This is a genomic window from Emticicia sp. (assembly GCF_043780375.1).
Classification (GTDB): Bacteria; Bacteroidota; Bacteroidia; order Cytophagales; family Spirosomataceae; genus Emticicia.
Map to the genome: position 1 here is coordinate 1 of NZ_JAYWCU010000231.1, position 9,350 is coordinate 9,350.

A 9,350-nucleotide genomic window follows, 5' to 3' on the forward strand; every position below is an offset into this window, starting at 1 on the left:
TACTATTATTTTTAAATCTTTTTTTTATAACAATACTAAAATGAGATTATATAACCTATTATACTTACTCTTATTTGTTTCTTCAAACTCCTTTGCAAGCATAGTGATTTTGAATGGACTTACTCATACGCATGACATTGTTAATGGAAACGCAATAACAGGAAAAATTCAAGTACAAAACAATGGTGCAAAAGAAACGAAAATCTTAATTTATACTGAAGATTTGATAGTTTCTTGCGATAAGCAAGTAGATTATGCCAAAATTAATAGCCATGACCGCTCTTTGGGACAATGGTTATCAATGAATGTTCAAGAAAAAATCATCCAAAGTAAAGAAGTATATGAAGTAACATATAGTATCAGTATGCCGAATGATGCAAAATATTCGGGTTCATATTGGAGTGCTATTATGATTGAAGGTGTTGACCCTATTAAGGAAGATATAGACAAGGGCGTAAAGATTGATTCAAAAATAAGGTATGCTCTTCAGATTATAGCCAATGTTGGAAATATAGAAAATTCAAAAATTAGCTTTGAAAACATAGGATTTACGAAAAGAGATTCTACCACACAACAATTAAATGTTAAGCTAAAAAATAATGGCGTTTTTACGGCAAGTACCAAATTAAGTATTGAAATATATGATAATTCGGGCAAACAATTAAAAACCATTGAGTCTTCACTCAGGAGAGTATATCCTGAAAAATGTAACGACTTCGAGATTTTAATAAAAGATTTGCCTAAGGGTACGTATAATGGCGTATTGATTGCTGACAATGGGAAAGACCTTTATGGAGCCAACGTAACTTTAGAAATTAATTAGTTTTGAAACAAATTATTGTAATCATATTCCTATTAAATGCATTTTTATATAATAAAAGCCTTGGACAGCGAGAGTTTCATATAAATGTATTAAATCCTCCTAAAAAAGTTATTCCGGGAGGACACTTTACGCTTTTCTTTGAATTAGAAAATTTAGAAAAAAATCAAAAAATCGTAGAAGAATCATTGATTTTGCCTGATAATTGGCAAATAATTCTTTCCAAAAAGTTAGATAAAGACTTCGAAAATCCAAAATATCTATACACCGTATCCACTTCTACCACATCAATCTCGGGTAAATACCCTTTAACTTTTGTAGTAACTAATAATGATGGAACAAAAGTTTCTACCCAATTTATAATTGAGGTTGTAAATTATCGAAAAATAGAAATAGTCCCTCTTTCTTCTTACGAATATGTACGAGAAGGCGATAGCTTGCATTTGGAATATCTCATACACAATTCGGGAAATATCAATGAAAAAGTAAAGTTACGTACTACGAGAGGGAAAATACAACTCAAATACGACACCTTGACAATTGAACCAAATAAAAGTATTCAGGTTCGGATAAGTCAGATCGTACCAAAAACGCAAAGTAATTATTGGTTAATGTCAAATGACTTATATGTAACCATGCGTGATTCTATCAACCCCGTAATAAATTTCACTTCCGTACCCGTTTATTCTAACCAAAGCAAAAAAAATGATGCTTACTTACGTTTTCCCATTGAAGTCGGAATTTGGTACAGTCATTTTGGCACAAGTAGAGGAGTTAGCACGTCTTATCAATTTGATATTAGAGGAAGTGGGTATTTAGACTTTAAGAAAACACATCACCTTGATTTTACAGTTCATGGGCCCAACCAAATTAACTTACCAACTTTGGGAAATTACGACCAATATACCTTGAATTATTCTTACAAAAATAAAACAAATGTAAATTTAGGAGATTATTTGCTTTCATTTAATAACCTAATGGAATTTGGACGATTTGGCAGGGGGTTGCGTATCGAGCAAAAACTTAAACATACAGGTTTTAGTATGTTCTATTTACAACCAAGATTTTTTCCCAATCAAAGAGAAACTTATGGTGGTAGCTTTTATCTAAAGCCCAAAGAAAACCTTAAATATTCGATTGATTTTCTTTCTAAGAAATCAAAATATGATAAGGATTGGTTTATATCAAAATTCATTGGATTGACAGCAAATTATCAAACAAATTCATTGTTTCTTACAAGCGAAGCCACTGTAAGTTTTGCCAACAACAAAATTGATTTTGGTCTTTTTAATAGAGTTTATTACCATTTCAAAAAGCTTAATATCAACAGTGATATTGTTTATGCAGGAAAAAACTTTCATGGATTTTACAATAATAGTTGGCAGTCGGTCAATTCGGTCAATTATTATATTTTCAAAAAGCTCAGTTTGGGTGCTCAAAGTAATTTTACGAGGGTAAATCCGAGTTATGATTTTTCTACCTTAAATACCTCTCCTTATTATTCCAACAATAGTTTTATTCTCAACTATGATATAAAACCTAGTACAAGGCTAATGTTGAGCTATAATTTTGAAGGAAAAGAGGATAAACAACGAATTAAACAATTTTATTTTCGTGAGCAATATGCTCGGGTAGCATACTTAATCAATTCGCCAAAATTTAATCTCTGGTCTGAAACAAGAGTAGGTCAAGCAAAAAACCTATTAGTAAGCACCGATGATTTCAGAAGTACCCAAAGTATTCGTAGTGTGGTACAGCCACAAGCAAAAGTGTTACCTTGGCTGTGGCTCGGTACTTTTTTTGAATACCAAAGGAATGCTAAGTTTTCTAATACCAATCAATTAACAAATTATTTTTATTACGGTGGCACAAGCAGAGTTACATTAGGAAAAACATTCAATGCTTCGTTTTCATACCGAAATAATTATGCTCCTGATGAACTCGTTCAGAAAAGAAGTTTCGTAGATTTAACCGCCGAACTTGAACTTAAAAGTCACAAAATTAGTGTTGTAGCTGGTCGAGCCTTTATACCTAATTACAGCCAAACTAATGAGAATAATTTATTTTTTATGCTTAAATATTCATTAAAATTAAACACACCTATCAGAAAAAACAAACACTTAGGCTCAATAAAAGGGCATATTTCGGGGCCAAGTAATGTAAAAAAAGATGGTATATTGATTCGGTTGGGAGATAAGAAATTTTTGACCGATGAAAACGGTAATTTTTATTTTAATGATTTAGTACCCGATAAATATTACATTACTTTAGACAAGTCAACTATAAAATCGGGAATAGTAACCGATAAAAAAGGGCCCATCGAGGTTGAAGTAGTGGCCAAAGGTATTAATGAGATTTCGATACCTCTTGTAAATTCTGGTGGAATTAGTGGTAAAATTATTGCTCAAAACAATGACTCGAATAACACAAATACAACAAATAAAAAAAATCCTGTTATCTTAGTAAAGTTATTTAATGAACAAGAAAATTTCATAACCAAAGTAAATGCCAACAGTGAATTTTCATTTAGTGAAATGAAACCTGGTTCATGGAAAGTTGAGGCTTTGATTCAAGGAAATCAAGATAAATTTGTCATTGAAAATCCATCACAAAATATTATCATCGAATCCGAAAAGCTTAAAGAACTTTCGTTTACGATGTTGCCTAAAGAACGAAAAATTTATTTTTCAAACATAAACGTCCAATTGCGTTCAAAAGAATGAAAGTATATATTTTTATGTTATGTATGATTACTCATGTAGTTTATGGGCAAACCACAAGCACAGGTACTACCAGTGCAAGTCTAACTTTTCCATTGGTTGCACTGTTAGATGTTGAGCCAATAGGGTCTATTAATCTAAGTTTTACCGCTCCAACCGAAGCTGGAGCCGCTTTGGGTAGCAGTGCTACCAATACCACAAAATGGATAAATATTAGTTCGGCCGTAACCACTGGGCTTACCCGACGAGTTACGGCTCAAATCTCAGGAACGGTGCCAAATGGCGTTAGGCTTCAACTTCAAACTGCTAATGCCACTTCAGGAGCAGGTACCCGAGGTACTGCCATTACACCGATTTTTCTAACTACCACTGCCCAAACAATTATCAATAGTATTGGTGGGGCATACACTAATTCGGGGTCGGGTGTAGGCTATAACCTCACTTACTCATTAGATATTCAGACCTATAGTCTATTAAGTAGTGGCTCATCAACATTCTCTGTTTTATTTACTTTGGCGGATAACTAATTTTTTGGGCGTAGTTGCCAAATGTATAGCAAAAGTAAAAACTACTATAACTTATGAAAAAAATTCTTGCCATAATCATTCTCTGTTTTTTTTATTTCCATAGTAAAGCTCAACAAACTTTAGCAATAAAAAACGGAGCGTGGTCTCCCTCAGTTACTACAATCGGGGAGGCAGGCAATGATTATATCTCTACGACCATACAAAGTTCAACTACCCAAACACAGATTGATTTACAAGTAGTACAAATTGCTGGACTGAATCATTATACTGTATATATCAGGAGAACCGATAGTGGCACTAACTGGAATACGGCGGGTTTACAAATTTGGGTAAGACGAACCAGTGATGGCTCGGGAGCGGGTGCTAAAAGTACTACTATCGGTGGAACAACCTATCAACAAATCACAACGAGTGATTTATATTTTTTCGAAGGTAATAACGATAGTGGCAATCTACGTACAAATATTGGCATACAATACCAAATTACGGGCGTGTCGGTTACTGTACCGGTTGCCACCTATAGCACTACATTAACTTATACACTCATCGACGATTAAGTTTCAGCTCATTTTATTCCTCTTCTTTCGGTATTTCAAGCGTCGTTATTCTCAATTTTTTGGATGCACACTTGGCACGCTCCTTCAAGGCTTTTTTTATCAGTTTTTTATTTTCCATTTTTATTTTAAAAATAATCGCTTGCCCAAAAACACACAGTCCACCATTAATCATAATGAGGCTGTAACTCCCAAGCAAAAACCATCTAAGAAAAGGAGCGTTAGTATGTTTTAGATTTGTGGCTTCACTAAAAACACTCAAGCCAAAACCTATCAAAGTCAACCCTCCAATGGCGGATAATAACCATTTTGTGTAAAGACTCATTCTTTTCAATAATTTTGTACCGGGAGGCTTCTGTCTTTTAACTTCCATTTTCTTAATCTTTATTGTTATTGGTGTTAAATCTAAGAACAAAAATAACTAATTTTGAAACAAAATTAGTACAATTATCAATTACACAGTCAATACCTACCGTAATGTATTGATAATTAACAACTTAAGTGGTTTCGTAAAGATTTTTTGCTACTTAATAAAACTCAGCATCGCACGGGTGACCCCGTCATAACTCTTAAAGAATGGGCAAAATTATTAGTTTTTTACTCCGATTTATACCTCGAAAATACTTACAACTCTTTAGCCACATTCCGCTAAAAATATATACTTTTTTCTTGAAAGGCAATATTGTCGAATGCCCCGTTTGTGATGCAAAACTCACAAAATTTATGCCTTACGGACGTTTAGTTTCTCGCCCGAATGCCCTTTGCCCAAATTGTTTGGCTCTCGAACGCCACCGTTTAATGGCTCTGTATATGAAAGAAAGAACCAATTTTTATACGGCTAAGCATTTGAAAGTGCTGCACGTTGCTCCCGAATATTGCTTTATTGACCGTTTCGAGGAGATGAAAAATTTGGAGTATATCACCGCCGATATTGAATCGCCGTTGGCAAAAGTAAAGATGGATATTCACCAAATTCCATTCGAAGAAAATACATTTGATGTAGCAATTTGCAATCATGTAATGGAACATGTGGACGATTATCATAAGGCAATGTCGGAACTTTATCGAGTTTTAAAACCTAATGGTTGGGCAATTATTCAGTCGCCACAAGATTGGACAAAAGCCTATACTTTTGAAGACCCGACCATCATCGACCCACGTGAGCGTGAACGAGTTTTTTGGCAAAATGACCACCTTCGTCTTTTCGGACGTGACTACGGGCATGAATTAGAAAAAGCAGGTTTTAAAGTAACAGAAGACGATTTTGTTATGAAAATGTCGAAAGAATTAGTTAAACGCTATTCGTTGCCGAGTGAAGAGATTGTTTATTTTTGTGAGAAAAAGTATGAATAACATGTAGCACAATTTTTCAAATTGTGCTACATATCAACAAATAACATTAACCTATGAGATTCAAAGATAAAGTAGTAATTATTACTGGTGGAAACTCTGGTATTGGCAAGGCCGCTGCCATTTTATTTGCTAAAGAAGGTGCCAAAGTCATGATTGCCGATTTATCGGAAAAATTAGGTGATGACCTCGTTGAAGAAATAGAAAAAGCAGGTGGTGAGGCCACTTTTATAAGAGTCAACGTAACTGACCTTGATGATGTAGAGCGAATGATTGAGCAAACAATTACTCGATTAGGCAGATTCGACATTTTGGTCAATTCGGCAGGAATTCTTGGACCACGCATTCGCACAGATAAATATCCTGAAGAAGATTTCGATAAAGTAATCAATGTAAACGTAAAAGGACTTTGGAACTGCATGAAAGTTGCTTTGAAGCATTTCATTACTCAACGCAGTGGAAATATAGTAAATATCGCTTCGGTGGCGGGACATTTGGGCATGGTTGGACATATTGCGTACTCAGCAAGCAAGCACGCCGTCGTTGGAATGACCAAAACGGCAGGTATTGAGTATGCCAAACACGGTATCAGAATTAATGCTGTTTGTCCTGGTTTTACGCAAACCCCTATGCTCGAAGGAGCCGATAGCGATGATGCATACATGGAAGCACTACAAAACGCAACACCAATGAAACGCTTTGGTAAACCCGAAGAAATTGCCAGTGCAATTTTATACTTAGCTGCCGACGAAGCATCATTTATCACTGGTCAAAGTGTGATTTTAGATGGTGGTTTGATTTTGCAGTAAGCTCTGAGGTGTCAAAGAATTATTTTTTAACTTTAAAATAAAAGCCCCTTTAGGGGTTCGGGGTGTTTATGAAAAACGTATTCGACCTAACAGGAAAAGTGGCCGTTATAACGGGTGCAAGTAAAGGAATTGGCGAGGCAATTGCCCGAATTTTTGCTGCTTATGGAGCAAAAGTGGTAATCAGTAGTAGAAAACAAGCCGACTTGGATGAACTGGCAAAAGAAATAACCGCCGAAGGTGGCGAGTGCATAGGCATTGCAGCAAATACAGGTGACATGACCCAACTCAAAACTTTGGTTGAAAAAACGATTGAGTTTTTTGGCGGAATTGATATTTTGGTCAATAATGCTGCTACAAATCCAGTTTATGGGCCTTCACTCGAATGCTCGGAAAGTGCTTTTGACAAAATTATGCAAGTCAATGTAAAAGCTCCTTTCGAATTAGCAAAGATGGTATATCCAAGCATGAAAACTCGTGGTGGTGGAAGTATTATAAATATTAGTAGCATTGCCGGCCATACGCCAGACCCAGGCTTGGGAATGTATAGCGTAAGCAAAGCTTCGTTGAATATGCTAACAAAAGTTTTGGCAAAAGAATGGGGCGAAGATAGTATCAGAGTAAATGCTATTTGCCCAGGACTGATAAAAACCAAATTTAGTCAAGCCTTGTGGGACAATGATAAAACATTAGCTCATTTTACGAAAAACTTACCAATCGCCCGCATGGGAACGGTCGAAGAAATTTCACCAATGGCTCTATATTTAGCTTCGGCGGCTTCGGGCTATACCACTGGCGGATTATTTTCGATTGATGGTGGCACAATAATCTAAATGGCGTTTAGCTCCCCTACTATACGTTAAAAATATTTCCTATTTTTTCAAAAAAGCTAAAGACAAGTGAGTGTTTGTGTAATAATTCCGATTTATCAAGAAAAACTGAGTCAAACTGAAAAAATTTCTCTTTCTCAGTGCATACGTGTATTGGGACATTACCCAATTACTGTTGTAAAACCTAAATCTCTGAATATCAATTATTTGCAAGAAAAATATCCGCAAATAATGTTCGAAAACTTTGACGACCCTTACTTTAAAAGTACACTTACCTATAATCGTTTATTACTTTCCGAAGAATTTTATAGCCGATTTTTGGCTTACGAATATATGCTCATTTATCAATTAGATGCCTTTGTTTTTCGAGATGAATTGAAAGAATGGTGTAAAAAAAACTATGATTATATTGGAGCTCCTTGGAGAATAGAAATAGAATTTGACTCGAAAATAAAAGAGTTAATATGGAATTTTAAGAAAAAAATAGCTATTTGGTTCGACCTTAAAGAGGAACTTTACGGCAAATATGGCCCCAAGGAAATCATTATGAAACGCTCGGTTGGTAACGGCGGTTTTTCGTTGAGAAAAACTAAAAAACTATTGAGTTTAATTCCTAAAAACCAACAAAAAATTGATGAATATTTAGAGAAAGTAAAAGAACATCCTGCTTATAATGAAGATATGTTTTGGAGTATAGAGTTGAACCGATATACGCCTCAACTAAAAATTCCTGATTGGCGAACTGCCTTGAAATTTGCGGTCGAACATTTACCCGAAAAAGCCTATAAACTCAATGCAGGATTGCCTTTTGGCTGCCATGCTTGGGATATTTACGAAACCAACTTCTGGAAAAAGGAAATCGAAAAATTTGGATATAAATTTTAATCATTAATAGACGACAGCCAAAAAATCGATAGAAATTATACTCATAGTAAATGACAAATATCTGTTAAAAAACAAGGTAAAATACTGATAATAAATACATTATGAGAAAATATTGCGGAACACCACGAGAAACAATTCCATTTAAGATTATGGATTTTTTTGTGGATATTTATGCAAACCTATTTTATAAAAAAAGAAAAAACGCTCCAATCAACAACAATTCTCCTCGAATTCTGATAGCTTCTTTAGGGCATTTAGGCGATGCCCTGACAGTAACATATATGTTTCCACTTATCAAAAAAGCTTATCCAGATGCTAAAATTGACCTTTTAACTGCTCAATGGTGCGAGCCTGTGAACCAACATAATACTTATATTGACAAAATTATTTACATCAATCATTTTCAAACCAATCGTCGAAAAATTTCTCGTTGGAAAAAAATAAAGGATTTTTATCAAACTTTTAGGCAGGCATTGCCCATTCTGCGAGAAGGAACCTACGATTATTACATTGATATCCGTTATAGCGATGCCGTTGCTCATTTTGTATTGCCTTTTATAAAAGCAAAAAAGTCTTACGGTTTTGCAAGACGTGGTTTAGGTGGTTTGCTAGACAAAGAATTTGATGTTCCTACTCACGAATTCCATCATTTTGATATGTATTTAATGTTGCTTCGAGAGATTGGCGTTAAAGGAACATTAGCAGATATTGAACCATATTTTTTGATTCCAAGTAATGTAACAGTTGAAAAAATTCAGCAAAAAATAGCTTTGCCAAATACACCGTATTTAATGCTTTTTCCTGAAACAGGTGGTGAACAAAAGCAAATTCGAGTTGATTTTTGGGCAAAAATAATTG

Annotated in this window: 10 protein-coding genes; 9 read left to right on the forward strand and 1 reads right to left on the reverse strand. The window is 34.8% G+C overall.

Going from position 1 to position 9,350, the window contains the following annotated elements; translation table 11 throughout:
* Positions 1-40 precede the first annotated feature (40 nt).
* The 4 genes from ACH2CJ_RS17810 to ACH2CJ_RS17825 are packed head-to-tail and all read left to right on the forward strand — an operon-like array spanning position 41 to position 4,624.
* The gene (locus tag ACH2CJ_RS17810; RefSeq protein WP_394994742.1) at positions 41-823 is read left to right on the forward strand and encodes a hypothetical protein; all 783 of its coding nucleotides are present in this window, start codon (positions 41-43) and stop codon (positions 821-823) included.
* A 2-nt stretch (positions 824-825) separates the two neighbouring features.
* The gene (locus ACH2CJ_RS17815) at positions 826-3,543 is read left to right on the forward strand and encodes a hypothetical protein (RefSeq protein ID WP_394994745.1); all 2,718 of its coding nucleotides are present in this window, start codon (positions 826-828) and stop codon (positions 3,541-3,543) included.
* Positions 3,540-4,067 carry a hypothetical protein gene (locus tag ACH2CJ_RS17820; RefSeq protein ID WP_394994748.1) on the forward strand — a complete coding sequence of 176 codons (528 nt, stop codon included), beginning with the start codon at positions 3,540-3,542 and terminating at the stop codon, positions 4,065-4,067. The genes ACH2CJ_RS17815 and ACH2CJ_RS17820 overlap by 4 nt, the downstream gene beginning before the upstream one ends.
* A gap of 53 nt (positions 4,068-4,120) precedes the next feature.
* Entirely contained in the window at positions 4,121-4,624 is a 504-nt protein-coding gene (locus ACH2CJ_RS17825; protein WP_394994750.1) for a hypothetical protein, read from the forward strand.
* A 13-nt stretch (positions 4,625-4,637) separates the two neighbouring features.
* On the opposite strand, the gene ACH2CJ_RS17830 is transcribed toward ACH2CJ_RS17825, so the two are convergent.
* The gene (locus tag ACH2CJ_RS17830; RefSeq protein ID WP_394994753.1) at positions 4,638-4,994 is read right to left on the reverse strand and encodes a hypothetical protein; all 357 of its coding nucleotides are present in this window, start codon (positions 4,992-4,994) and stop codon (positions 4,638-4,640) included.
* A gap of 203 nt (positions 4,995-5,197) precedes the next feature.
* Here ACH2CJ_RS17830 and ACH2CJ_RS17835 point away from each other — a divergent pair, with 203 nt between their 5' ends.
* From ACH2CJ_RS17835 to ACH2CJ_RS17855, 5 genes are all read left to right on the forward strand, one after another.
* Entirely contained in the window at positions 5,198-5,974 is a 777-nt protein-coding gene (locus ACH2CJ_RS17835) for a class I SAM-dependent methyltransferase (RefSeq protein WP_394994756.1), read from the forward strand.
* 53 nt (positions 5,975-6,027) lie between these two features.
* Positions 6,028-6,780 carry an SDR family NAD(P)-dependent oxidoreductase gene (locus tag ACH2CJ_RS17840; protein ID WP_394994759.1) on the forward strand — a complete coding sequence of 251 codons (753 nt, stop codon included), beginning with the start codon at positions 6,028-6,030 and terminating at the stop codon, positions 6,778-6,780.
* 68 nt (positions 6,781-6,848) lie between these two features.
* Positions 6,849-7,610 (forward strand): SDR family NAD(P)-dependent oxidoreductase, encoded by a 762-nt coding sequence (locus ACH2CJ_RS17845; protein WP_394994761.1) that lies wholly within the window; start codon positions 6,849-6,851, stop codon positions 7,608-7,610.
* 66 nt (positions 7,611-7,676) lie between these two features.
* Positions 7,677-8,492, forward strand: a complete 816-nt coding sequence (locus ACH2CJ_RS17850) for a DUF5672 family protein (protein ID WP_394994764.1) — start codon at positions 7,677-7,679, stop codon at positions 8,490-8,492.
* 101 nt (positions 8,493-8,593) lie between these two features.
* Positions 8,594-9,350, forward strand: a 757-nt coding sequence (locus ACH2CJ_RS17855) for a glycosyltransferase family 9 protein (protein ID WP_394994767.1), incomplete at its 3' end; no start/stop codon positions are given.

Coding starts and splice junctions, on each gene's coding strand:
- ACH2CJ_RS17810 (WP_394994742.1), top strand. CDS start 41: ATGAGATTATATAACCTATTATACTTACTCTTATTTGTTTCTTCAAAC.
- ACH2CJ_RS17820 (WP_394994748.1), top strand. CDS start 3,540: ATGAAAGTATATATTTTTATGTTATGTATGATTACTCATGTAGTTTAT.
- ACH2CJ_RS17825 (WP_394994750.1), top strand. CDS start 4,121: ATGAAAAAAATTCTTGCCATAATCATTCTCTGTTTTTTTTATTTCCAT.
- ACH2CJ_RS17830 (WP_394994753.1), bottom strand. CDS start 4,994: ATGGAAGTTAAAAGACAGAAGCCTCCCGGTACAAAATTATTGAAAAGA.
- ACH2CJ_RS17835 (WP_394994756.1), top strand. CDS start 5,198: ATGGGCAAAATTATTAGTTTTTTACTCCGATTTATACCTCGAAAATAC.
- ACH2CJ_RS17840 (WP_394994759.1), top strand. CDS start 6,028: ATGAGATTCAAAGATAAAGTAGTAATTATTACTGGTGGAAACTCTGGT.
- ACH2CJ_RS17845 (WP_394994761.1), top strand. CDS start 6,849: ATGAAAAACGTATTCGACCTAACAGGAAAAGTGGCCGTTATAACGGGT.